At 57.4% G+C, this 22,430-nt stretch carries 20 protein-coding genes; 9 read left to right on the top strand and 11 right to left on the bottom strand.

The annotated features are described in order from the left end of the window. The first annotated feature begins 2 nt into the window (after positions 1–2). Positions 3–629 (top strand): response regulator transcription factor, encoded by a 627-nt coding sequence (locus tag DQN55_RS06495; RefSeq protein WP_048382306.1) that lies wholly within the window; start codon positions 3–5, stop codon positions 627–629. Positions 630–637: 8 nt separating this feature from the next. Then, positions 638–4,255, top strand: a complete 3,618-nt coding sequence (locus DQN55_RS06490; RefSeq protein WP_048382305.1) for a transporter substrate-binding domain-containing protein — start codon at positions 638–640, stop codon at positions 4,253–4,255. 86 nt (positions 4,256–4,341) lie between these two features. Here the strand turns inward: DQN55_RS06490 and DQN55_RS06485 are convergent, their stop codons facing one another. Next, a complete protein-coding gene (locus DQN55_RS06485; protein ID WP_048382304.1) occupies positions 4,342–4,824 on the bottom strand; it encodes a GAF domain-containing protein in 483 nt (160 codons plus the stop codon). Further along, on the bottom strand, positions 4,817–5,710 hold the full coding sequence (locus tag DQN55_RS06480) for an ATP-binding protein (RefSeq protein WP_048382303.1): 894 nt from the start codon (positions 5,708–5,710) through the stop codon (positions 4,817–4,819). The genes DQN55_RS06485 and DQN55_RS06480 overlap by 8 nt, the downstream gene beginning before the upstream one ends. Before the next feature lie 175 nt (positions 5,711–5,885). Between DQN55_RS06480 and DQN55_RS06475 the strand changes: the two genes are divergently transcribed. Continuing rightward, on the top strand, positions 5,886–8,204 hold the full coding sequence (locus tag DQN55_RS06475) for a hybrid sensor histidine kinase/response regulator (RefSeq protein ID WP_048382302.1): 2,319 nt from the start codon (positions 5,886–5,888) through the stop codon (positions 8,202–8,204). A gap of 79 nt (positions 8,205–8,283) precedes the next feature. Here the strand turns inward: DQN55_RS06475 and DQN55_RS06470 are convergent, their stop codons facing one another. Together DQN55_RS06470 and msrB are read right to left on the bottom strand one after the other, a co-directional pair. Continuing rightward, positions 8,284–8,766, bottom strand: coding sequence for a glutathione peroxidase (locus tag DQN55_RS06470; protein WP_048382301.1), 483 nt, complete (start codon positions 8,764–8,766; stop codon positions 8,284–8,286). Positions 8,767–8,782: 16 nt separating this feature from the next. Next, on the bottom strand, positions 8,783–9,178 hold the full coding sequence (gene msrB, locus DQN55_RS06465) for a peptide-methionine (R)-S-oxide reductase MsrB (RefSeq protein WP_048382300.1): 396 nt from the start codon (positions 9,176–9,178) through the stop codon (positions 8,783–8,785). Positions 9,179–9,400: 222 nt separating this feature from the next. On the opposite strand from msrB, the gene DQN55_RS06460 reads away from it, so the two are divergent. Then, a complete protein-coding gene (locus DQN55_RS06460) occupies positions 9,401–10,612 on the top strand; it encodes a pyridoxal phosphate-dependent aminotransferase (RefSeq protein ID WP_048382299.1) in 1,212 nt (403 codons plus the stop codon). A gap of 372 nt (positions 10,613–10,984) precedes the next feature. Beyond that, positions 10,985–11,872 carry a protease HtpX gene (gene htpX, locus DQN55_RS06455; RefSeq protein ID WP_048382298.1) on the top strand — a complete coding sequence of 296 codons (888 nt, stop codon included), beginning with the start codon at positions 10,985–10,987 and terminating at the stop codon, positions 11,870–11,872. A 57-nt stretch (positions 11,873–11,929) separates the two neighbouring features. Here the strand turns inward: htpX and DQN55_RS06450 are convergent, their stop codons facing one another. After that, positions 11,930–12,589 (bottom strand): thiopurine S-methyltransferase, encoded by a 660-nt coding sequence (locus tag DQN55_RS06450; RefSeq protein WP_048382297.1) that lies wholly within the window; start codon positions 12,587–12,589, stop codon positions 11,930–11,932. A gap of 101 nt (positions 12,590–12,690) precedes the next feature. On the opposite strand from DQN55_RS06450, the gene DQN55_RS06445 reads away from it, so the two are divergent. Further along, the gene (locus tag DQN55_RS06445) at positions 12,691–13,458 is read left to right on the top strand and encodes a DODA-type extradiol aromatic ring-opening family dioxygenase (protein WP_048382296.1); all 768 of its coding nucleotides are present in this window, start codon (positions 12,691–12,693) and stop codon (positions 13,456–13,458) included. Between the two features lie 116 nt (positions 13,459–13,574). Here the strand turns inward: DQN55_RS06445 and DQN55_RS06440 are convergent, their stop codons facing one another. Next, positions 13,575–15,245, bottom strand: coding sequence for a DEAD/DEAH box helicase (locus DQN55_RS06440; RefSeq protein WP_048382295.1), 1,671 nt, complete (start codon positions 15,243–15,245; stop codon positions 13,575–13,577). A gap of 371 nt (positions 15,246–15,616) precedes the next feature. Beyond that, on the bottom strand, positions 15,617–16,372 hold the full coding sequence (locus tag DQN55_RS06430; RefSeq protein ID WP_048382294.1) for a spermidine synthase: 756 nt from the start codon (positions 16,370–16,372) through the stop codon (positions 15,617–15,619). Positions 16,373–16,531: 159 nt separating this feature from the next. Here DQN55_RS06430 and DQN55_RS06425 point away from each other — a divergent pair, with 159 nt between their 5' ends. After that, positions 16,532–17,878: a class II 3-deoxy-7-phosphoheptulonate synthase gene (locus DQN55_RS06425; protein ID WP_048382293.1), complete on the top strand. Its 1,347-nt coding sequence runs from the start codon at positions 16,532–16,534 to the stop codon at positions 17,876–17,878. A 66-nt stretch (positions 17,879–17,944) separates the two neighbouring features. Here the strand turns inward: DQN55_RS06425 and DQN55_RS06420 are convergent, their stop codons facing one another. After that, positions 17,945–18,166, bottom strand: a complete 222-nt coding sequence (locus DQN55_RS06420; protein WP_048382292.1) for a DUF1127 domain-containing protein — start codon at positions 18,164–18,166, stop codon at positions 17,945–17,947. A gap of 96 nt (positions 18,167–18,262) precedes the next feature. Between DQN55_RS06420 and DQN55_RS06415 the strand changes: the two genes are divergently transcribed. Continuing rightward, the gene (locus tag DQN55_RS06415; protein WP_048382291.1) at positions 18,263–19,120 is read left to right on the top strand and encodes a LysR substrate-binding domain-containing protein; all 858 of its coding nucleotides are present in this window, start codon (positions 18,263–18,265) and stop codon (positions 19,118–19,120) included. Here DQN55_RS06415 and DQN55_RS06410 read toward each other — a convergent pair. The 3 genes from DQN55_RS06410 to earP all read right to left on the bottom strand — a co-directional run bounded on the left by DQN55_RS06410 (position 19,110) and on the right by earP (position 21,762). Further along, complete coding sequence (locus DQN55_RS06410) at positions 19,110–19,862, bottom strand: sulfite exporter TauE/SafE family protein (protein ID WP_048382290.1); 753 nt, start codon at positions 19,860–19,862, stop codon at positions 19,110–19,112. The genes DQN55_RS06415 and DQN55_RS06410 overlap by 11 nt on opposite strands. A gap of 141 nt (positions 19,863–20,003) precedes the next feature. Beyond that, entirely contained in the window at positions 20,004–20,576 is a 573-nt protein-coding gene (locus DQN55_RS06405) for an elongation factor P (protein WP_048382289.1), read from the bottom strand. A gap of 49 nt (positions 20,577–20,625) precedes the next feature. Beyond that, the gene (gene earP / locus DQN55_RS06400) at positions 20,626–21,762 is read right to left on the bottom strand and encodes an elongation factor P maturation arginine rhamnosyltransferase EarP (protein WP_048382288.1); all 1,137 of its coding nucleotides are present in this window, start codon (positions 21,760–21,762) and stop codon (positions 20,626–20,628) included. Positions 21,763–21,921: 159 nt separating this feature from the next. Here earP and DQN55_RS06395 point away from each other — a divergent pair, with 159 nt between their 5' ends. Next, positions 21,922–22,404, top strand: a complete 483-nt coding sequence (locus DQN55_RS06395) for a GreA/GreB family elongation factor (RefSeq protein ID WP_048382287.1) — start codon at positions 21,922–21,924, stop codon at positions 22,402–22,404. Positions 22,405–22,430 lie beyond the last annotated feature (26 nt).

The raw sequence follows: 22,430 nt of genomic DNA, 5'->3' as shown, positions 1-22,430 counted from the left end.
ACATGAACACGGTTTTTATTGTCGACGATCACCCGGTTATCCGGCTGGCCATTCGCATGTTGTTAGAGCATGAAGGGTATGAAATAGTCGGCGAAACCGACAATGGTGTAGATGCAATGCAAATGATCCGCGAGTGCGTCCCTGACTTGATCATTCTCGACATCAGCATTCCAAAACTTGATGGCCTGGAAGTTCTGGCGCGCTTCAACGCAATGAACTCAACCTTGAAAACACTGATCCTGACAGCTCAGTCACCCGCACTGTTTGCGATGCGCTGCATGCAATCGGGAGCTGCCGGGTATGTATGCAAACAGGAAGACCTCAGTGAACTTATCAGTGCGATAAAGGCAGTATTCTCTGGCTACAATTACTTCCCCAGCCAAGCATTGACTCCTGAAAAACACGAGGACGACAACTTTTCCGAAATCGAGCTATTCAAGTTAGTCAACGACCGTGAACTCATGGTCCTGAAGCTCTTTGCCCAAGGAAAAACAAACAAGGAAATTGCCACCGGTATGTTTCTGAGTAATAAAACCGTGAGCACTTACAAAAAACGGCTCATGCAAAAATTAAAGGCCGACTCACTGGTTGATCTTATCGAACTGGCCAAACGTAACGCCTTAGTGTGAGAAACAGGATGCCCACGCGGTTAAACAAGTACCTATCACTGCTCGCAGGTGTACTCCTCTGCGTGCCCGTGTCTGCCGACTCATTACGAACAGAACGCTATTCCCTGCTCAGCCGCTCGGGCACCTATCACATGGAAGTCCCGCTGGATAAAAAGCAGCGCTACTGGCTTCAGGAGAAACGCGAACTCGTGGTGGGAGCCTCCTACCCGGACTATCCACCGTTCGACATGACTATCAGCAGTCAGGACTATGAAGGTTTCACTGCCGATTACGTCGGCCTCCTGGCCAACGCCCTGAACGTATCGATCAAAGTGCAGCGTTTTCCGTCCCGGGACGCTGCCATCCAGGCACTTGAAGACGGCAGGATTGACCTGCTTGGCACTTCGAACGGTTTCGAGGCTGCCAACCCTGAGCTGAAACTTTCCCGGCCCTATGCCATCGACCAGCCTGTGCTGGTGACCCGTGAGGGAGAGACGCGCTCGCTCTCCCAGGGCCTTGCAGGCTTGCGCCTGAGCATGGTTTACCATTATTTACCTCTGGATGAAGTCAAGGCGCTTTATCCCAAGGCAATCATCCAGTCATACCCGTCTTATCAAAATGCGATCAATTCAGTGGCTTTCGACCAGGCCGACGTGTTCCTGGGGGACACGGTGTCAACTCACTACATGATCAACAAGGGGTATCTGAAAAACATCAAAATGGCCAATTTCGGCAAGCACGAAGCCCACGGTTTCAGTTTTGCCGTACGCCGCGATAACACGCAATTGCTGGACATCATCAACACCACTCTCAGCGCGGTCCCCAACACTGAGCGAGAGAGCATTGCCAAACGCTGGAGCGCTGGCAGCGACATATTGCTGACCGACCAGAAACTGCAACTGACGGAGCGCGAGGAGCGCTGGCTGGCGCGGCACCCGGTCGTCAAAGTGGTGATCAATGAAACACTGGCCCCCCTGACCTTTATTGATTCAGAAGGAAACTTCAGGGGAATCACGGCCGACCTGCTGGAAGTCATACGCCTGCGCACCGGGCTGCGCTTCGAAATACAGCGCGCTCACAGCCTTAACGCCATGATCGAAATGATCAATCGGCATGAGGCCGACATCATCTCGGCCATCAGCCCTTCTACCTCTCGAGAAAACACCCTTCATTTCAGCCGACCCTATCTCGAGAACTCCTTTGTCCTGCTCACCACCAAAGGCTACGAGCAGCCGTCAAGCCTTGAACAACTGGCCGGTAAACGCCTGGCCCTGCCCCTGGGCAACCCCCTGACCGACTACCTGCGCAAAGAGTACCCACAGATATCGCTGGTCGAAACCGGCGACCTTTATCACGCCACGGAATTACTGGCCGAAGGCAAAGTACAAGGTGCGGTCAGCACGCTGGTCATTGCCAACTATCTGCTGTCATCCCAACTGTTTCAGAATCGCTTGCAGATCAGCGCGACGATCGGCACGCAACCCGCAACGTTCTCACTGGCCACCGCCCGGGATGCCACCGAGTTGAGCTCAATCCTCAACAAGGCACTACTCAGCATCGCGCCTGACGAACTGGGCATCATCAATAGCCGCTGGCGCGGATACGTACCGGCATCAGACACTTACTGGCGCAATTACCACCGCCTGATTTATCAGGTCATCATCGGCACAAGCCTGTTATTGATATTGTCACTGCTCTGGAATGCCTATATGCGGCGCCAGATTCGTCAACGGGAAATGGCCGAGCGAGCCCTTAACGACCAGTTCGAGTTCATGCGGGCGCTGGTCGATGGCACCCCTCATCCGATTTATGTGCGTGATCGCCAAGGGGCTCTGCAAACCTGCAACGACAGCTACTTGAAGGCCTTTTCGGCCAGGCGCGAAGACGTCATCGGCAAGACGGTGATGCAAACCTGCAGCATTCTGAACAACGAGCACGAAGCCCATGATTATCAGGCCGACTACCTGAGGGTCATGGGCGAAGGCACGCCGATGATCGTCGATCGCCCGCTGCGTATCGGCGACAGGACGCTCACTATCTACCACTGGATCCTGCCCTACCGGGACTCTCTGGGTGAAGTGCAAGGCATCATTGGCGGCTGGATCGACATCAGCGACCGGCGCCAGCTTTTCGATGAACTGCGCACAGCCAAAGAACTAGCAGATGACGCCAACCGCGCCAAAAGTACGTTCCTGGCCACCATGAGCCATGAGATCCGGACACCGATGAATGCCGTCATCGGCTTGCTGGAACTCACCCTCAAGCGTGCAGACCAGGGGCACCTTGACCGCCCCTCCATTGAAGTCGCCTATAACTCGGCCAAAGACCTGCTGGAGTTGATCGGCGACATTCTGGACATCGCCCGCATCGAATCCGGGCGGCTGAACCTGTCTGCGGAACGGGTCAATCTGCAGGATCTGGCACACTCGGTGATCCGTGTCTTTGATGGACTGGCTCGACAAAAAAACCTGACCCTCTCATTGATTTTCAAACCGGACGATCAGGTCCCGCATGTACTGATCGACCCGCTTCGATTCAAGCAAATCCTGACCAATCTGGTCAGCAATGCCATCAAGTTCACCGAGCGCGGGCAGGTCACGCTCGAGATCAATATGCTGCCAACCGAGACCGCGGATCAGGTTGAGCTGAACATGAGCGTTACAGACACCGGTATCGGTATCAGTGAAACTGATCAGGCGCGTTTGTTCGAGCCCTTTGCCCAAGTGGAAAACAGCGGGCAGTTGGCGCTCAATGGCGCAGGGCTGGGACTGGTGATATGTCGCAGCCTGTGCGAAATGATGGGGGGCAGCCTCGAACTGAGCAGTCAGCCCAACGCTGGTACCCAGGTTCGTGTCTCGCTCAGGATCCCGACACTGGCGCCTGGCTTGTCCCCCGCCACACAAGAACCGGAAATCACCCCCGCCACCTGTCCGTTAAACGTGCTGGTGGTGGACGACCATCCTGCCAATCGTTTGTTGATGTGCCAGCAACTGGGATTTCTGGGGCATTGTTTTACCACCGCGCAGAATGGGGCTGCCGGGTTTGATCTCTGGAAAGAAGGCACATTCGACCTGGTTATCGCTGACTGCAACATGCCTGTGATGAACGGCTATGACCTGACCCGGGCCATCCGCGCACATGAGCAGGCATCGCAACGCCAGCGCTGTACCGTGCTGGGATTCACTGCCAATGCTCAACCCGAGGAACGCTTGCGTTGCCAGCAGGCGGGCATGGACGACTGCTTGTTCAAGCCCATCAGCCTGACACTCTTGAGCCAACGCTTGAACAAGCTTGAGCCGCTCCCCCCGTCGCAAAGCGTGTTTAACACAGAAAGCCTCTACTCGCTTTCGGGGCAAGACGACACACAAATACAGCACTTGCTTGAAGAGCTGTTGCGCAGCAACCGGCAGGATCTCAAGGTACTGCTTGAACTGCGTGCCGAAGACGGTTTGCAACGTTTTGCCGAGATAGCTCACCGGATAAAGGGGGCCGCGAGAATTGTGGGGGCCAACGAACTGATCAGGCACTGCGAAACACTGGAACACGCCAGCCCGTCCACACTTGAACCAAGCCGCAAGGCCGTGAAAAACGCCATGAAGTCTCTGGAGCGGGCGTTGACCCGGGAGCTGGCCAGGCCCAGACCGTAGCGCTGGATGCCTGGCGCTTTCGAGCCTGAACACATCGTCCGGGGCGATGCGTCGAGGCTCAGGGCTGGCTGCGCATCAACGGATGATCAGCACTCGCTCAAACGCATGAAGATGGCAGCCAGGGCTTCAATGCCTTGCTGATCCTGCTCTGTAAACCGGCCAATACAAGGGCTGTCCAGGTCCAGTACGCCGATCAGGCGACCCTCCTTGATCAAGGGCACCACCAACTCGCTGTTGGAGGCGCTGTCGCAGGCAATATGCCCGGGGAACGCGTGTACATCTTCCACTCGCTGGGTTTGTCTGCTTGCCGCCGCCGCCCCGCACACTCCCCGCCCGAAAGGAATACGGACGCAGGCAATCTGGCCCTGAAACGGTCCCAGCACCAATTCTTCATCGCGATTCAGGTAAAACCCCGCCCAGTTCAAGTCTTCAAGCTGGTGGTACAAAAAAGCCGAAAACTGTGACGCATTGGCAATAAAATCGCGCTCATCCGCCAGCAAGGACTCCAACTGGGCCTTTAGCAAGGCGTAGCCGTCCAGACCCGCGCCTGTGGCGTTCAAATCAATCATGAGCTTGCTCCAAGAGTTTCAATCCAACCCAATAACGTGCGAACTGATAAGCGCAGCGGCCGTTACGGTTGCCGCGCCCGGTCGCCCAGCGTACGGCCAAAATATCCAGCGCCTCATCGCGCTGCCATTGCAAACCGGCTTTGCCGGCCAGTACATCAATCCAGTGCTCGACGACACTCAGGAAATGTTCCTGGGTAAAGGGATAGAACGACAGCCAAAGGCCGAAACGATCAGACAAGGCAATCTTGTCTTCCACCGCTTCGTTGGGGTGCAGCTCACCATCGACGTTCTTCCAGTTTTCGTTGTCGCTCTCTTTTTCAGGCACCAAGTGCCGGCGATTAGAGGTGGCGTAGAGCAAGACGTTGTCCGGAGCCTGCTCCAGCGAGCCATCAAGCACGCTTTTCAGCACCCGGTAATCGCTCTCGCCAGCCTCAAAGGACAAATCATCGCAGAACAATACGAATCGTTGCCCCAACCCTTGCAGCTGTTCGACCACGCGCGGCAGGTCGGCCAGATGATCACGTTCAATCTCAATCAGGCGCAAGCCCGACGACGCATACTCCGCGAGCAAGGCTCGAATCAGCGAGGACTTGCCAGTACCGCGCGACCCCCAAAGCAGGGCATGATTGGCCGGCAACCCGTCGAGGAATTGTTTAGTATTGCGTCCCAACTGATCACGCTGATTATCGACACCGATCAAGTCTGTCAGACGCATTTCAAGGCTGACATCCAGCGGCATCAAATAACCCGAACGACCCTCACGTTGCCATCGGGCAGCCAGACAACCGTGCCAGTCGATAGGCTCACGAGGAGCCGGCAACAGAGGCTCAAGACGCGCCAGAACCGCTTCGGCACGTTCTAGGAAGGCATTCAGTTTAGACTCCACAACATCTCCTTGGACTGATACACATGGATGGCATGTTAGTAATGCATGCATGGAACGTCCCTCTACGAGCCGACTCACATGCAATACCCGGAAACAGCGCAGTTTGCCTGCCGGTCAGGTCGTTAATCGACTACTCTTGCCCGCCGACAGAGAATGGAATCAGGTGCAGCACCCTATGGATATAAAACTCGCCCACCGCCTGTCTTTCAAGCAAGCAAAGCTGACAGTGCTGGTCGGCTTTATTCTGGGGACATTGCTCAGCCTGCTGCAAATCGGCATCGATTATGCCAGCGAAAACGCTGCTATCAATCGTGAAATCGACTCACTGCTTGAGATCAGTCATAACCCGGCATCACGCATTGCCTACAACCTGGACTCAGAACTCGCCCAGGAGTTGGCGCTGGGCTTGTTGCGCTCACCGGCAATCGTTGGCGTGCAGGTCCTTGATAACGATAAAGCGGCGCTCGCCTCGGTACGTGATCAACCTGAAGACGGACGTTATCGGGCACTCAGTGATTTTTTATTCGGGACCAACCGCTCATTTGACGACCGGCTGTACTTCGATCATTTGCCTGAGCAAAGCGTGGGTGTACTGCACATTGAAGTGGACACGTATCCGTTTGGCAGCCGGTTCCTGCACCGCGCCGAGATCACGCTCTTATCCGGTTTTGCCCGCAGCCTGATCTTGATATTCATCCTCCTGGGTTTGTTTTACGTGATGCTGACCCAGCCGCTGGTGCGGGTTATTCGCGAGCTCAGTAACAGCAAGCCGGGAGATCCCAAGCAATCGCGGATCCATTGCCCGCCCGGCCATGAAGACGATGAAATTGGCGTACTGGTCAATGCCGCCAACCAGCAATTCGACGCCATGGCCCGTGAAATTGAACATCGACGCAACGCCGAAAACCGCCTGACGGAATACCTGGCGCAGCTGGAAACCATCGTATCGACACGTACTCAAGAGCTGAAAGCCATCAACGACCGGCTCTGCCTGTCCAATCAAGAGCTTGAAACCGCACGAAGCACCGCACTGGAGATGGCTCAGGCACGATCGGCCTTTCTGGCCAACATGAGCCACGAAATACGCACCCCTCTCAACGGCCTGCTTGGCATGCTGGCTCTGTGCCTGGACAGCCCGCTGAATGCCGAACAACACCAGCAGCTATCGATTGCCCACGACTCGGGTAAGGTATTGGTCGAATTGTTGAACGACATCCTCGACCTGTCGAAATTCGATGCCGGGCAACTGGAACTTGAACATATCGCGTTCGACCTCGGCGCGCTGGTTGAGGACACGGCCAACCTGCTATCGCAGAACGCAGCTCCCAGTGTCGAGCTGACCTGCCTGATCGACCCGCACTTCCCTGCGCTGGTGCTGGGAGACCCGACCCGGGTGCGCCAAATCGTCAGCAACCTGCTGTCCAATGCACTGAAATTCACTCGCTTTGGTCGTGTGGATGTTCGTCTTCGCGCCCAGGACGATCGAGTTCACATCGAGGTCTGTGACACCGGCATTGGCATCGCCCAGGAAGCCCAGGCAAAGATATTCAGACCCTTTACCCAGGCCGGAGCCGGCATCACTCGCCAGTTCGGCGGCACAGGCCTGGGTCTGGCGTTGACGTGCAGCCTGTGCGAAGCCATGCAGGGGCGGTTGACGATCAGCTCAGAAGTCGGTTTTGGCAGTCAGTTCTGCGCCGAACTGCCCCTGCCCTGCCATACCCCTGCGCCACCGCCAAAACAGTTGTCTGGCTGTGTCATTGCGGTCAGTGCTGCAAGCAGTGGCCTGAGTGAGTTGCTGAGCCTGTATTTGCCATTATGGGGGGTGGAGTATCAGCGTTTTTCAATGAACGATTCGTTGGCCGGTATCGACCCACAATTGCTGATTACGGACTGTCCTGAATGCCTGTTTGGCCTGCGCCCCGCCATCAGCGCGCCCATTTTGCTGGTCACGGCCTACGGCAACTTCATGCCTGGAGATCAAGTCAAGGCGCTTGCCCCGTTACAGCAAAAGGCCCGTCCTCTGTCACGGCATGCGCTGTATCAAAGCCTGCAGTTCTTGCTGCAAAAAGAGGCCGGCGAAAATACCGGTGCGCCCGTCGACAGTAAGCCCGCGTCGCATCGCGCACGCATCCTGCTGGTCGAAGACAACCCGGTCAATCAACTGGTTGCCAAGGGAATGTTGAGTAAATTGGGATGTGACGTGGTGGTCGCAGCCCATGGCGGCGAAGCACTCAGTCAGTTGGAACAGCACAACTTTGATCTGGTGCTGATGGACTGCAACATGCCGGTGATGAATGGCTACGAGGCTAGCCGCCAAATCCGGCACAGCGGGCGCTGGCCGGAGTTGCCCATCGTCGCATTGACGGCCAATGCCATGCCCGAAGAACGTGAGCGCTGCCGCTCGGCGGGCATGAACGACTACCTGGCCAAGCCGTTCCGCCGCGAAGAACTCGCCGCCCTGCTCGACACCTGGGTGCCGCATCCCCCCCTGTAGGAGCAAGCGCGTGCTCGCGTCGGGCTCAGCCAGGTTTGACGACCTGCCGCGTTGCCTGCATCGCGATGCATGCCCGCAGCTACAGATACGCCTCGATATCGCTTTTGAGCGCTTCTGGCTTGGTGGTCGGGGCATAGCGTTTAACCCGCTGCCCCTGTGCACTGATCAGAAACTTGGTGAAGTTCCATTTGATGCGTTGAGACCCCAACAGCCCGGGTGCGCGCTTTTTCAACTGGACAAACAACGGATGCGCCTGGTTGCCATTGACTTCGACTTTCTTGAAAAGCGGGAAGCTCACACCGAAATTCACTTCGCAAAACCCGGCAATGGCCGCTTCATCACCAGGTTCCTGCTGCCCGAACTGATTGCACGGGAAGCCCAGCACAACCAGGCCGCGATCCTTGTATTGCTGCCACAGCGCTTCAAGCCCGGCGTATTGCGGAGTGAAGCCGCACTTACTGGCGGTGTTGACCACCAGCAGCACTTTGCCTCCGAACTCTGCCAAGGTCTTTTGCTCACCGTCGAGGGTGATGCAGGGTATATCGAGCAGGTTGTCGTTCATGCCGGGCCTCGAAAAGTCAGTCGCGGGGAACCAGGTCCAGGCAGACCGAGTTGATGCAATAACGCAGCCCGGTGGGCGGTGGGCCATCGGGGAATACATGCCCCAGATGCGCATCGCATGTGGCACAGACCACTTCGGTACGGATCATCCCGTGGCTCACGTCGCGGATCTCGACCATCGCACTGCCGTCAATCGGCTGGTAAAAGCTCGGCCAACCACAGCCCGAATCGAACTTGGCGCTGGAGTCGAAAAGGGGCTGATTGCAGCACACGCAGTGATAAACACCGTCAGTTTTGGTTGCGTTGTATTTACCCGAAAATGGGCGTTCGGTGCCTTTCAGGCGGCACACGTTGTACTGCTCTGGATCGAGCATGGCCTTCCATTCGTCCAGGGTTTTGCTCAACTTTTCCATTGTTCTGCCTCTGCAGCTGAAAAACCCCGACCTGTGGCTTTTCCAGGGGTCGGGCGGCACGTATGATTGGGCCTCGTTATGCGCCAGTCTGGCACCCGCTCAAGTTGCATTCAAACGGATTCTTGAAGCGAAGCGGTGTTAGTCACTGTGTGAAAACGCAGAATTTCCCAGCGCAACAGTGCCCTCACTGTCTGGATCGTTCATTTTCGGGATCACATCGCCATGCAGGTCAGCAAATCAAACAAGCTCGCCAACGTCTGCTATGACATTCGCGGCCCAGTGCTCAAGCACGCCAAACGACTGGAGGAGGAAGGTCATCGCATCCTCAAGCTGAATATCGGCAACCCGGCACCTTTTGGTTTTGAAGCGCCGGACGAAATCCTTCAGGACGTGATCCGCAACCTGCCGACAGCCCAGGGCTACAGCGACTCCAAGGGGTTGTTCAGTGCCCGCAAGGCGGTGATGCAGTACTACCAGCAAAAAGAGGTAGAAGGCGTCGGGATCGAAGACATCTACCTGGGCAACGGTGTTTCCGAGCTGATCGTGATGTCGCTGCAAGCGCTGCTTAACAATGGCGATGAAGTGCTGGTACCCGCACCGGACTATCCGCTCTGGACTGCCGCCGTAACGCTGGCGGGCGGTCACCCGGTGCACTACCTGTGTGACGAGCAGGCCAACTGGTGGCCTGACCTGGAAGACATCAAGGCCAAGATCACCCCGAACACCAAGGCCATGGTCATCATCAACCCGAACAACCCGACCGGCGCAGTGTATTCCAGGGAAGTGCTGCAGGGCATGCTCGAGCTCGCACGCCAACACAACCTGGTGGTGTTCTCCGACGAGATCTACGACAAGATCCTTTACGATGACGCCGTTCACATCTGCACGGCCTCGCTGGCCCCCGATGTGCTGTGCCTGACCTTCAACGGCTTGTCCAAGTCGTACCGGGTTGCGGGTTTCCGCTCTGGCTGGATCGCCATCTCCGGGCCCAAGCACAACGCCCAAGGCTACATCGAAGGCATCGACATGCTGGCCAACATGCGCCTGTGCGCCAACGTGCCTAGCCAGCATGCCATCCAGACCGCGCTGGGCGGCTACCAGAGCATCAATGACCTGGTGCTGCCAAACGGTCGCCTGCTGGAGCAACGCAACCGTACCTGGGAGTTGCTGAACAACATCCCTGGCGTCAGCTGCGTGAAACCGATGGGCGCGCTGTATGCCTTCCCGCGGATCGATCCAAAAGTGTGTCCGATCATGAACGATGAAAAGTTCGTTCTCGACCTGCTGCTCTCGGAAAAACTGCTGGTGGTTCAGGGCACCGCGTTCAACTGGCCGTGGCCAGACCACTTCCGTGTCGTGACCTTGCCGCGTGTCGATGAGCTGGATCAGGCCATTGGCCGCATCGGTAACTTCCTGAAGACCTACAGCCAGTAAACGCGTGCAGGCTACCGAGAATCTGATCTGGAAATTATTGAAAACTTGCTATCAGTAATTTCTTCGCATGGTGTGCGACCAAGGAAAAGTCGCACAACATGTGTCGGATGAAAAAAACTTCACCCACGCCCCCTACCCCGCCTTATTCACCACCTGACTCACGTAAAAACATGTCTTCGCCCAATATTTACAGGGCCGCAACTGAATTTTCGGGCCAAAAAAAAGTCAATCCGTATTAGGAAATGGCTGGCCCTGGATCAGAATCCAGTTGTAGGACACAGTTTGAAATAGTCACTCGGTTGAATAGCCTGTAGCAGCACCTTATATACCCGCATACGGCAACACCCTTAAGACGAGGAGATTCTTACAACCATGATGCGCATCCTGCTGTTTTTGGCCACTAACCTGGCGGTCGTGCTGATAGCCAGCATCACCTTGAGCCTGTTCGGCTTTGACGGGTTCATGGCGGCCAACGGGGTTGATCTGAACCTCAATCAGCTGTTGGTATTCTGTGCAGTCTTTGGTTTCGCCGGGTCTTTGTTCTCGCTTTTCATTTCGAAATGGATGGCGAAAATGAGCACCAGCACCCAGGTGATTACTCAGCCTCGTACCCGTCACGAACAATGGTTGATGCAAACCGTTGAACAATTGTCCCGCGAAGCCGGGATCAAAATGCCTGAAGTGGGGATTTTCCCGGCTTACGAGGCGAACGCCTTTGCCACGGGCTGGAATAAAAACGATGCATTGGTCGCTGTCAGCCAGGGCTTGCTGGAGCGTTTTTCGCCCGATGAAGTGAAAGCCGTACTGGCCCATGAAATCGGCCACGTTGCCAACGGAGACATGGTCACGCTGGCACTGGTGCAAGGCGTGGTAAACACCTTCGTCATGTTCTTCGCCCGCATCATCGGCAACTTTGTCGACAAAGTGGTGTTCAAGAACGATGAAGGCCGCGGCATTGCGTATTACGTCGCGACCATCTTTGCCGAACTGGTACTGGGTTTCCTGGCCAGCGCCATCGTGATGTGGTTCTCGCGCAAGCGTGAGTTCCGCGCAGACGAAGCCGGCGCTCAATTGGCCGGTACTGCAGCCATGATCGGCGCCCTGCAGCGCCTGCGCTCGGAGCAAGGCCTGCCGGTGCACATGCCTGACACCATGGCGGCCTTTGGCATCAATGGCGGGCTCAAGCAAGGCCTGGCTCGGATGTTCATGAGCCACCCGCCTCTGGAAGAACGCATTGACGCACTGCGTCGTCGCGGTTAACACCCGCGACAATTAAAAAAGGGCGACCCGGGTCGCCCTTTTTAATTGCCGTCCGTTTCAGGCCGTTTTTTGCAGTCGATACACCCTCTCCACCAGCCGGGTGGCCCCGCCCTTGAGGAACTTCCAACTCTGACCGAGGATGTCTGGCTGCTCGATGATTGCCAATGCCCAGGCAGGACCCAGCAAACGCTGAACCTCGGCATCCGGCACTGAGAATGGCGGCCCCTTCATTTCGCTCTGCTCATAATCAAGCGTGATCAACAAGCCCTTGCAGCCCTGCGGCAAAATCCGTGACAGGTGTTGCGCATAGGCTTCGCGCATCTCGGGTGGCAAGGCAATGATTGCCGCCCGGTCATAAATCCCGACACAGTCCGCGACATCCGCCGCACCCAGGGCAAAAAAGTCTCCGCACCAGATCGTCACCGGCCCCGCCTCGTACACCGTGAAGGCGCCTTGCTGGCGAACCTGCGGCGTGACCTGCTGCTCAGTGAAAAAGCATTCTACGGCGGTCTGGGACAGCTCTATCCCCATCACCTCATAGCCTGTAGAAGCCAGCCAGCTCAAATCCAGGCTTTTTCCGCACAACGGCACCAGTACGCGACCGCCTTGGGCCAGATCAAGCGCTGGCCAATGACGCTGAAGGTATGGATTGACCTCCTCCAGATGAAAGCCGATCTGATTGCGGCTCCAGCGGTCGTGCCAAAATTCGGGCTGCATGATTCACCTTTAAATTCGATAAATAAGCACTAAAACTTATATTGGATTTAGATCAATGATCCGACTGAAGATAGCGCATCTTACCTCTGAGGTCCCTCACCATGCTGCCCAGCCTGTTTATCTCGCACGGCTCCCCGATGCTCGCGCTGGAGCCCGGCGCCAGCGGCCCTGCCTTGAAGCGCCTGGCCGCCGGGCTGCCCCGCCCAAAAGCGATCGTACTGGTATCGGCCCACTGGGAAAGTCCTGAGCTAACTGTCGCCAGTCACCCCGCACCGGCCACCTGGCATGATTTCGGAGGCTTCCCCCCAGCCCTGTTTGCCGTGCAATACCCAGCCCCGGGCGAGCCCGCCCTGGCAGCACGAATTGTTGAGCTGCTCGCAGCCCATGGTCTGACGGCCAGACTGGACGCCAAGCGGCCATTCGACCACGGCGCCTGGGTGCCAATGTCATTGATGTACCCGGAGGCCGACATTCCTCTTATACAAATCTCACTGCCCAGCCAGCGCGGCCCGACAGGTCAAACCGAGATAGGTCGTGCACTGTCCAGCTTGCGCAACGAAGACATTCTGCTCATCGGCTCGGGCAGCATCACTCATAACCTGCGCGAACTGGATTGGCAGGCAGGGCCTGAAAGCATTGAGCCCTGGGCCAAGGCCTTTCGCGACTGGATGATCGACAAGCTCACCGCTGACGATGAAATTGCACTTCACGATTACCGTCGTCATGCGCCGTTTGCAGTGCGCAGCCACCCCACTGACGAACATCTGTTGCCGCTGTATTTTGCCCGCGGGGCAGGCGGGTCCTTCGGCCTGGCTCACCAGGGCTGGACTCTGGGCGCGCTGGGGATGGATATCTACCGGTTTGATTGACCCCAAATCTGTAGCCCTTATCGCAGCCTGCGGCAGCGGCTACAGCAAATTGCAGGCAAAAAAAAATCCCCGAACCAGTCGGGGATTTTTTTAGCGATCAATCACTGCAGCAGTGATTAATCTTCGCGATAGCGACGCAGCTTGAGCTGCTTGCCGGCAACGCGGGTGTCTTTCAACTTGGCCAGCAGTTTTTCCAGGCCATCTTCCGGCAGTTCTACCAGGCTGAAGCTGTCACGCACCTGGATGCGACCGATTGCTTCACGTGCCAGGCCACCCTCATTGAGGATAGCGCCCAGCAGGTTCTTGGCAGCGATACCATCACGCGCACCCAGCGCGGTACGGCAACGAGCACGGCCTTCGGCCAATGGAACCGGAGCACGACGCTCGCGATCACCACGATCCGGACGGTCACCCGAACGCTCGGAACGCTCACGCGGTGCGCTGTTAGGCACCAGTGGACGCTCACGCTCGATGGCAGCCAGGGTCAGGGCCTGACCGTTGGTTGCCTTGCGCAGCAGGGCTGCGGCCAGGGCACGCGGGCTGCAACCGATATCGGCAGTCAGACGATCCAGCAGCTCGCCATGAGTCGATTCAGCGTCAGCAACCAGTGGCGCCAGGCTGTTGGTCAGTTTCTTGATGCGCGCATCGAGAACGGCCTGAGCATCCGGCAGGCGGACTTCAGCAACCTTTTGACCGGTTACACGCTCAATCACTTGCAGCATACGGCGCTCACGCGGCGTTACCAGCAACAGCGCACGACCTTCGCGACCTGCACGGCCAGTACGGCCGATACGGTGAACGTAGGACTCTGGATCGTAAGGCATGTCAACGTTGAACACGTGGGTGATACGTGGAACGTCGAGACCACGAGCAGCTACGTCAGTCGCTACAACGATGTCCAGACGGCCATCCTTGAGGGAATCGATAACGCGCTCACGCTGGTTCTGAGCAATGTCACCGTTCAGCGCAGCGGCTTTATAGCCTTTGGCTTCAAGGGCGCTGGCCAGATCCAGGGTCGCTTGCTTGGTGCGCACAAACATGATCAGCGCGTCGAAATCTTCAACTTCCAGCAGGCTCAATACAGCCGAGGTCTTCTGGTCAGCGTGAACCAACAGGTGAGCCTGTTCGATCGCGGTAACGGTCTGAGTCTTGGTCTGGATCTTCACGTGTTGCGGATCGCGCAGATGGCGTTCAGCAATGGCACGGATCGACTGCGGCAAGGTTGCCGAGAACAATACGGTCTGACGGGTCGGTGGCAAGGCCTTGAAGATAACTTCGAGGTCGTCCATGAAACCCAGTTTGAGCATTTCGTCGGCTTCGTCGAGAACCAGGTGGTTCACGGTTGCCAATACTTTTTCGTCACGACGCAAGTGGTCGCACAGACGGCCCGGAGTGGCGACAACGATCTGTGCGCCATTACGGATTGCTTTCAGTTGTGGGCCCATCGGGGCGCCGCCGTAAACGGCTACAACAGTAACGCCCGGCATTTGCTTGGCGTAGGTTTCGAAAGCGGTTGCTACTTGCAGCGCCAACTCACGGGTTGGCGCCAGGATCAGGGCTTGCGGCTCGCGCTTAGCAGGATCGATGCGGTGCAGGATCGGCAGGGCGAACGCGGCGGTTTTACCCGTACCGGTTTGCGCCTGACCAATCATGTCGTGACCGGCCATGATGATCGGGATCGATTGCTGCTGAATAGCCGAAGGCTCTTCGTAGCCAGTCGCGATGACGGCTGCAAGAATATTCGGATTAAGATTAAAAGCGGCGAAGCCGCCGGTTTCCTGGGTCATGGGTCTGCCTCTAAGTGCATCCGCAAAGACCCATGCTCCAAAGCTGCGCATGCCGTGTAAGACTCAAGAGTCGCCCTGGCTGCTTTGTCGGCGGGGATTTGCGAAAACGTTTAAATGAATGGAGCGTTCAGGGTAGTCCGCGAAACGGACGAGCAGCCGAAGCGTGCTTCGGGAAATGCAACACCTAAACGTGGCCCGGCTAAAGGCCGGCGCGTACTATACCGGATTTATCAAAAAAAAGAAGCGCTTTTTTAGGGCAAAATCGTCTGCATGCCTCTACAGAGGGGGCTTTGACGATATTTTCGATCGCGAAAATATCGTCAGCCCCTGGCCCCGCAGGGGCAAACGCTAAAACGGTTCATCTTGTCGCGTCAGGTGGCCGGACGAATAGCCTTGATCAACGACTCCAGCGAATAGCCCAGGCGCGGGGCCAGGGCTTGTGCCCGCGCCATCAGCGCGTCCATGTCCAGGGTCTGATCAAGATCGCCGGGAACCAGCAGGATAACGTTGCCTTCCTTTACGGGCAGCTCCCAATAATGGCGATGGTACAAACCGCGAAACAAGGCGGCACCTAGCGGCTTGCCATCATCGGTTGCCCACTGATTAATGATGAGCCAACCGTTGGGGGCGAGCTTCTTTTGACAGTTCTCAAGGAATGTCCACGCCAGATGACCGGCCGCGGGGCCAAGATCGTTGTACAGGTCAACGAAGATCAAGTCGGCGGGCTCGGCGCTGTCCAGCAGCTCCAGGGCATCGCCTATACGGATATACAAGCGCGGATCATCGTCCAGCCCCAGGTATTCGATGGCCAGGCGCGGCACGTCCGGACGCAACTCAATGGCTTCGACATCTTCGAGGGGCAAAAACTTGAGGCAGGCTTGCGTCAGGGTGCCCGCCCCCAACCCCAGGAACAGGGCACTTTCAGGGGCTTCAGGGCACAGCGCGCCAATCAGCATGGCACGGGTGTAATCGTATTCCAGCCAACTGGGATCAGCGGTAAAGACACAACTTTGCTCGATCGCATCGCCAAATTCGAGGAAGCGGTAGTCTTCCACCTCCAGCACCCGAATCGTGCCGAAGTCATCATGGACTTCAGCGAGCAGACGCTCAACGCGCTCCTCAGACATTTCCTCTCCTTGCCGCACCCCGGCCTGTCCCGGGTATCGCGTTAAAAAACAACCACTCGGCGCCGAGCAGAAAGCGCCGATTGTCGGCCATTGCAACGCAGCAGGTCACGCACTAATTGCTGCTAACATGCAGCATCCCCTTGAATACTTGAGTCTGCGATGAGCCAACCCTGGAGCCCTGACAGCTGGCGCGCCCTGCCGATCCAGCAACAACCCCACTACCCTGATGCAGCTCATTTGCTGCGCGTCGAGCAAAGCCTGGCGAGTTATCCGCCGCTGGTGTTTGCCGGGGAAGCCCGTGAATTGCGCCGTCAATTTGCCGAAGTCACTCAGGGCCGCGCCTTTCTGCTGCAAGGCGGCGACTGCGCCGAAAGCTTTGCCGAGTTTTCGGCTGCCAAAATCCGCGACACCTTCAAGGTGCTCCTGCAAATGGCCATCGTCATGACATTTGCCGCGGGCTGCCCGGTGGTCAAGGTCGGGCGCATGGCCGGACAGTTCGCCAAACCGCGCTCGGCCAATGATGAAACGATCAACGGCATCACGCTGCCGGCCTACCGCGGCGATATCGTCAACGGTATCGGCTTCGATGAAAAAAGCCGCGTCCCCGATCCGGAGCGCCTGCTGCAGTCCTATCACCAGTCCACCGCCACCCTGAACCTGCTGCGCGCCTTTGCCCAGGGCGGCTTTGCCGACCTGCACCAGGTGCACAAATGGAACCTGGACTTCATCGCCAACTCGGCGCTGGCCGAAAAGTACAGCCAACTGGCCACGCGCATCGACGAAACACTGGCCTTCATGCGTGCCTGTGGCATGGACAGCTCGCCTCAACTGCGCGAAACCAGCTTCTTTACCGCCCACGAAGCGCTGCTGCTGAACTACGAAGAAGCCTTTGTCCGCCGCGACAGCCTGACCAATGATTACTACGACTGCTCGGCGCACATGCTGTGGATTGGCGACCGCACGCGTCAGCTTGACGGGGCTCACGTGGAGTTTCTGCGCGGAGTGAACAACCCGATCGGGGTCAAGGTCGGCCCGAGCATGAATACCGAAGAGCTGATCCGCCTGATCGACATTCTCAACCCCGATAACGACCCGGGCCGACTGAACCTGATCGTGCGCATGGGCGCCAACAAGGTCGGCGATCATTTGCCGCATCTGATCCGCGCCGTAGAAGGAGAAGGCAAGCAAGTGCTCTGGAGTTGCGACCCGATGCACGCCAACACCATCAAGGCCAGCAGCGGCTACAAGACCCGCGACTTTGCACAGATCCTCGGCGAGGTGAAACAGTTCTTCCAGGTGCATGAGGCCGAAGGCAGTTATGCCGGCGGGATTCATATCGAGATGACCGGGCAGAACGTCACCGAGTGCATCGGCGGAGCCCGGCCGATCACCGAAGACGGCCTGTCGGACCGTTACCACACTCACTGCGACCCGCGGATGAACGCCGATCAGTCACTGGAACTGGCCTTCCTGATTGCCGAAACACTGAAGCAGGTCAGGCGCTGAATTGAAAAGCCCTCACGCCACCTCTTTCCGTAAGAAGGTGGTGCGAGGGCTTCAGGTGTTGCCGACTCACTTGCTGAACGGGTCATCCCAAAAAGCCCGATGGCTTTCGATCTCGATGTCCGCCCTGCTCAACCCAAGATCCTTGAGCGCCGCATCACTGATTTTCCTCAGGCTGGCCCTTTCCCGCGACAGCTGATGCCAGCGGGCGACGCGCACGAGCAAGCGTTTTACCCAGGATGAATGACTGTCGGGCTGGGCAACCCCGTACACACTTCTCATACCTTTCATCGCTTGATACCTCCTTAGGGATGGCTCAAGTCTCAACCCAGGCATAAGATCAATCCAACGAATGTTTCTTATGTGACTCATCTGCGAGATTGATCAATGGCCGAGTTCCCCAGCATCGATACCGACCTGCTGCGCACGTTCGCCGCAATTGCCGACCATGGCGGCTTTACGCGTGCAGCCGATGTCGTCAATCGCACGCAGTCGGCGGTGAGCATGCAAATGAAACGTCTGGAGGAGGATGTACTGCAATGTGCCCTGTTTCAGCGTGAAGGCCGCAATGTCACCCTGACAGCCGAAGGTGTGGTGCTGCTCGGCTACGCTCGGCGAATCCTCAAGCTGCACAGTGAAGTGTTCAACACGCTGCGACAGCCGCACATGGTGGGAACGGTCAAGATTGGCTCGCCCGATGATTATGTGATGCGCTTTTTGCCCGGCGTACTGGCGCGCTTCGCCCAAGACTACCCGTTGATCAACGTTGAGGTTCACTGCGAGCCTTCGGCGAACCTGCTGCAACGCAATGATCTGGACTTGAGCATCGTCACTCGCGAACCCGGCAGCGAGGTGGGCCAGATCCTGCGCCAGGAACGTTTCGTATGGATGGTGGCTCAGGGTTTTTCACCCCACGAACAAGCGACGCTGCCCCTGGCCATGTTCAATACCGACTGTTTTTGCCGGACCTGGGCCTGCAATGCGCTGGACGTCATGGGCCGCGCCTATCGGGTGGCTTACACCAGCGCCAGCCTAGCGGCGATCAATGCGGTCGTGAGCACCGGTCTGGCCGTAACGGCGCAGCTTGAGAGCTTGCTGACACCGGACCTGAGAGTGATTGGCGAGGAAGAACACCTTCCCCGATTGCCATCGGCCAGCATTGTGCTGCTGCGCAACCCCAACAGCACCGCCTCCCCCATCATCGAATGCTTTGCGCAGTACATCGTCGACGGTTTTAAATCTTGATCGCGAGCAATGCTGCGCAGAGCAGCAAAAAGGCGCAGTAAAAACCGCGCAGCTTACGCTCGGACAGCGCGTGGGCCACTTTCACCCCCCAACTGATGCTCAGCATGCCGCCCACGGCCATCGGCACGCCCATCAGCCAATTGACCTCGTCATGCACCGCGTAAGTGAGCAACGTCACGCTGGTGCTCGGCGCCGCCAGCGCCAGCGAAAGCCCTTGGGCGACAACTTGGGAAGTACCGAAGACGCTGGTCAAAACAGGTGCCGCCACCACGGCCCCACCCACACCGAACAAACCGCCCGTGGTACCGGCCACCGCCCCCAGCACGCCAAACCAGGGCCAGCCATAGCGCGCACCCGTCACTGGCCGGGCAGGTCCGCCGTAGAGTTTGATCAGGTTGTAGAGCGTTATCGCCAGCAGAAAACCAATAAACCCCCAACGAATACTCCGCGCATCCAGCCCGACAGCCAGCATCGAGCCCAGCCAGGCGAAGCAAAAGCTCATCACCACCAGCGGCAACGCCTGGCGCAGATCAATGCGGTTTCGCTGGTGATAGCGGTACAACGCGACAAACACATTGGGCACCGACATGACCAGTGCTGTCCCTTGTGCAATCTGCTGATCAAGGCCAAACCACAACCCCAGCACCGGAATAGCGATCAGACCGCCGCCAATCCCGAACAAACCGCCCATCGCGCCCAGAACGATGCCCAAGGTTGTGTACATTGCAAAATCAATCAGCATTGCGCCCCCTCACTGTGAATGACCATGCTACTCAGTCGCCTGTCAGCGGCAAAGCTCAAATCCGGAGCTGTGCAGATTATCCGGGGCAAAAAAAACCCGGCAGTGAGGCCGGGCTTTTCAGTGGTGCGGTTAACGCAAGGCTTAAACCTTGGCGCGGCCCTTGTAGGAGCCACCGTCACGGGTATCGATTTCGATCCAGTCGCCGATTTCAACGAAATCTGCAACGCTCAGCTCGGTACCGTTTTTCAGTTTGGCAGGCTTCATCACCTTGCCCGAAGTGTCGCCGCGAGCGGAACCTTCGGTGTAGTCAACCTGACGCACGATAGTGGTCGGCAGCTCTACGGAAACCAGACGCTCTTCGAAGAAGATTGCTTCGCAAACGTCGGTCATGCCTTCTTCGATGAATGGCAGAACGGCTTCGATGTCTTCAGCGTTCAGCTCGTACATGGTGTAGTCAGTGGTGTCCATGAACGTGTAGGTGTCGCCGCTGATGAAGGACAGGGTCGCTTCTTTGCGATCCAGGATCACGTCATCCAGCTTGTCGTCAGCGCTGTATACGATTTCAGTCTTGTAGCCAGTCAGCAGGTTCTTCAGCTTGGTCTTCATGATTGCGCTGTTACGACCGGACTTGGTGAATTCAGCTTTCTGAACCAACCAAGGGTCGTTTTCGAGCTTGATGACTGTACCGGGTTTAAGCTCTTTACCAGTTTTCATTGCGAGTATCCGAATTTGGATTGAGATTTACAAAAATCTAGGCCGCGTATCATAGCCAATTTCGATAAAAGTGTACTAGCGCTTGCGCAAGATCAGCCTGTAAAGACTGTTGTAGACACCAGCGTTCGGCATGCGCAGTGAGTTCCGGCCAGTGTTCAAGGGTCGAATTCCACGCGCCCCCCATGTCCGAGCCTGCATTCCAGGCTTGCCAGAGGGCATTAAACGCCTGTGCTGCGGCAGGTGAAAGACCTTTGAGGTAAACGTCCAGGAACGCATTGAGCTTGACCCAGTGCGCGTCCTCTTCCTGCTCATAGATATGCCACAGCAGCGGGTGTCCCGCCCACTGCGCCCGGACAAACGAGTCTTCGCCACGCACCGCGTTGAAGTCACAGCTCCACAAAATATGGTCGTAGTCTTCCTGGCGGACGAACGGCAAGGCCTGGATCACCAGCGATCCCCGTTGCTCAACTGCCCCGAGCGGCAGTTCGCTGACCCCAAGCCAGCGCAACAGATCACCCATGATCCGGCCCTGAGGCACCAATAGATGCGTCGCCACGCTGCCCGCGGCCATCGCATCCAGCCAACTGGCCAGGCCGGCGTTTTCATAAGCGAACAAGGAAATCAGCCGGGCATTGTCGGCCGGGAACACACCCAGCCCCCGCAAAAACTCGCTTCGCGCCCGAGGATCCTGCTCGAACGCTCGCCGACGCTGGATCAGATCGGCCTCACGCAGTAGACCGCCGGTGCCCGCCTCGAACCCCGGGAAGAAGAACATGCGCTTCAGGCCATCCGGGCGCAAGGACGGCAACCCGTGACAACCGCTGACCCAGTCCTCAGCGCTCAAATACTCAAGATTGATCCACAGTGCCGGCTTTTCGCGGGCCTTCATTGCCTGTAGATAGCCTTCGGGCAGTTTGCAGGCGAACGCTTCGACCACCACATCGGCAACCTCTACAGAAGACGGCCACTGCAGCGGCCACTGGCACACCTCAACGCCCTGCCGGGTTTGCCGCAGCGCCGTGGCATCCGCGTCCGGGCATAGCGCAACGAATGCCTGAAAATCGTCAACCCACAGCCTGACTGCCTGCTGATGCTCGGCCACCATCTGTCGAGCCAAACGCCAGGTCACACCAATGTCGCCGTAGTTATCGACCACACTGCAAAAAATATCCCAGGAGGCTTTCATTCCGGGTTTCCTACATTAAAAAATTGATTGTCCGTATGAATCGACACATACCGAAAGCTGAAGGCGGGTCATCTGCCGGGCGCTCGTGCGACAATCGTCGCTCGCCTGAACCCAGCGCCTGCCAAGCGGCGGCCATGCCCCTATTGAAACCCACGACCCATGAACAAGAACGCCGTCTACCTGCTGATGCTGGAAAAGCTTGAAGTTGACCTCGACGTGTTGCAACGCGCAGCGCAAACCGCCTACGAAGCTGCCACACACGAAGAAAACGTAGCCGAGAACAAATACGACACCCTCGGGCTTGAAGCCTCTTATCTGGCCACGGGCCAGGCACGCCGGGTAGAAGAGATTCGCCAGGCACTCAAGCACTGCCAGGCCATGAGTCTCACCCCCTGCAACGCTACGCACGGCATTCAAAGCGGAGCACTGGTGAACCTGCAGGCTGAAAACGGCAGTGAGCAGTGGTTATTCCTGGCTCCGGATGCCGCCGGCCTCAAACTCAGCCACGACGGACACACGATCACCGTCATCACCCCGCGCTCCCCCCTCGGCGCGGCCTTGCTGGGCAAGCAGCAGGATGATGAGGTGTGGATCAACGTGGGCGGCGTGACCCAGGGGTTTACCGTTTGCGCGGTTGATTGAGGTCAACCCCTGCAAAAGCCTGTTAA

Origin of the sequence: Pseudomonas taetrolens, assembly GCF_900475285.1 — a bacterium.
GTDB classification, from domain to species: domain Bacteria; phylum Pseudomonadota; class Gammaproteobacteria; order Pseudomonadales; family Pseudomonadaceae; genus Aquipseudomonas; species Aquipseudomonas taetrolens.
The sequence above is the reverse complement of the archived record's forward strand: the minus strand, read 5'-3'. Positions and strand labels throughout refer to the sequence as shown.

Bases quoted from the DNA above. Each gene is read 5' to 3' on its own strand.
- DQN55_RS06495 (WP_048382306.1), top strand. From the start codon at position 3: ATGAACACGGTTTTTATTGTCGACGATCACCCGGTTATCCGGCTGGCC.
- DQN55_RS06490 (WP_048382305.1), top strand. From the start codon at position 638: ATGCCCACGCGGTTAAACAAGTACCTATCACTGCTCGCAGGTGTACTC.
- DQN55_RS06485 (WP_048382304.1), bottom strand. From the start codon at position 4,824: ATGATTGATTTGAACGCCACAGGCGCGGGTCTGGACGGCTACGCCTTG.
- DQN55_RS06475 (WP_048382302.1), top strand. From the start codon at position 5,886: ATGGATATAAAACTCGCCCACCGCCTGTCTTTCAAGCAAGCAAAGCTG.
- DQN55_RS06470 (WP_048382301.1), bottom strand. From the start codon at position 8,766: ATGAACGACAACCTGCTCGATATACCCTGCATCACCCTCGACGGTGAG.
- msrB (WP_048382300.1), bottom strand. From the start codon at position 9,178: ATGGAAAAGTTGAGCAAAACCCTGGACGAATGGAAGGCCATGCTCGAT.
- DQN55_RS06460 (WP_048382299.1), top strand. From the start codon at position 9,401: ATGCAGGTCAGCAAATCAAACAAGCTCGCCAACGTCTGCTATGACATT.
- htpX (WP_048382298.1), top strand. From the start codon at position 10,985: ATGATGCGCATCCTGCTGTTTTTGGCCACTAACCTGGCGGTCGTGCTG.
- DQN55_RS06450 (WP_048382297.1), bottom strand. From the start codon at position 12,589: ATGCAGCCCGAATTTTGGCACGACCGCTGGAGCCGCAATCAGATCGGC.
- DQN55_RS06445 (WP_048382296.1), top strand. From the start codon at position 12,691: ATGCTGCCCAGCCTGTTTATCTCGCACGGCTCCCCGATGCTCGCGCTG.
- DQN55_RS06440 (WP_048382295.1), bottom strand. From the start codon at position 15,245: ATGACCCAGGAAACCGGCGGCTTCGCCGCTTTTAATCTTAATCCGAAT.
- DQN55_RS06430 (WP_048382294.1), bottom strand. From the start codon at position 16,372: ATGTCTGAGGAGCGCGTTGAGCGTCTGCTCGCTGAAGTCCATGATGAC.
- DQN55_RS06425 (WP_048382293.1), top strand. From the start codon at position 16,532: ATGAGCCAACCCTGGAGCCCTGACAGCTGGCGCGCCCTGCCGATCCAG.
- DQN55_RS06420 (WP_048382292.1), bottom strand. From the start codon at position 18,166: ATGAAAGGTATGAGAAGTGTGTACGGGGTTGCCCAGCCCGACAGTCAT.
- DQN55_RS06415 (WP_048382291.1), top strand. From the start codon at position 18,263: ATGGCCGAGTTCCCCAGCATCGATACCGACCTGCTGCGCACGTTCGCC.
- DQN55_RS06410 (WP_048382290.1), bottom strand. From the start codon at position 19,862: ATGCTGATTGATTTTGCAATGTACACAACCTTGGGCATCGTTCTGGGC.
- DQN55_RS06405 (WP_048382289.1), bottom strand. From the start codon at position 20,576: ATGAAAACTGGTAAAGAGCTTAAACCCGGTACAGTCATCAAGCTCGAA.
- earP (WP_048382288.1), bottom strand. From the start codon at position 21,762: ATGAAAGCCTCCTGGGATATTTTTTGCAGTGTGGTCGATAACTACGGC.
- DQN55_RS06395 (WP_048382287.1), top strand. From the start codon at position 21,922: ATGAACAAGAACGCCGTCTACCTGCTGATGCTGGAAAAGCTTGAAGTT.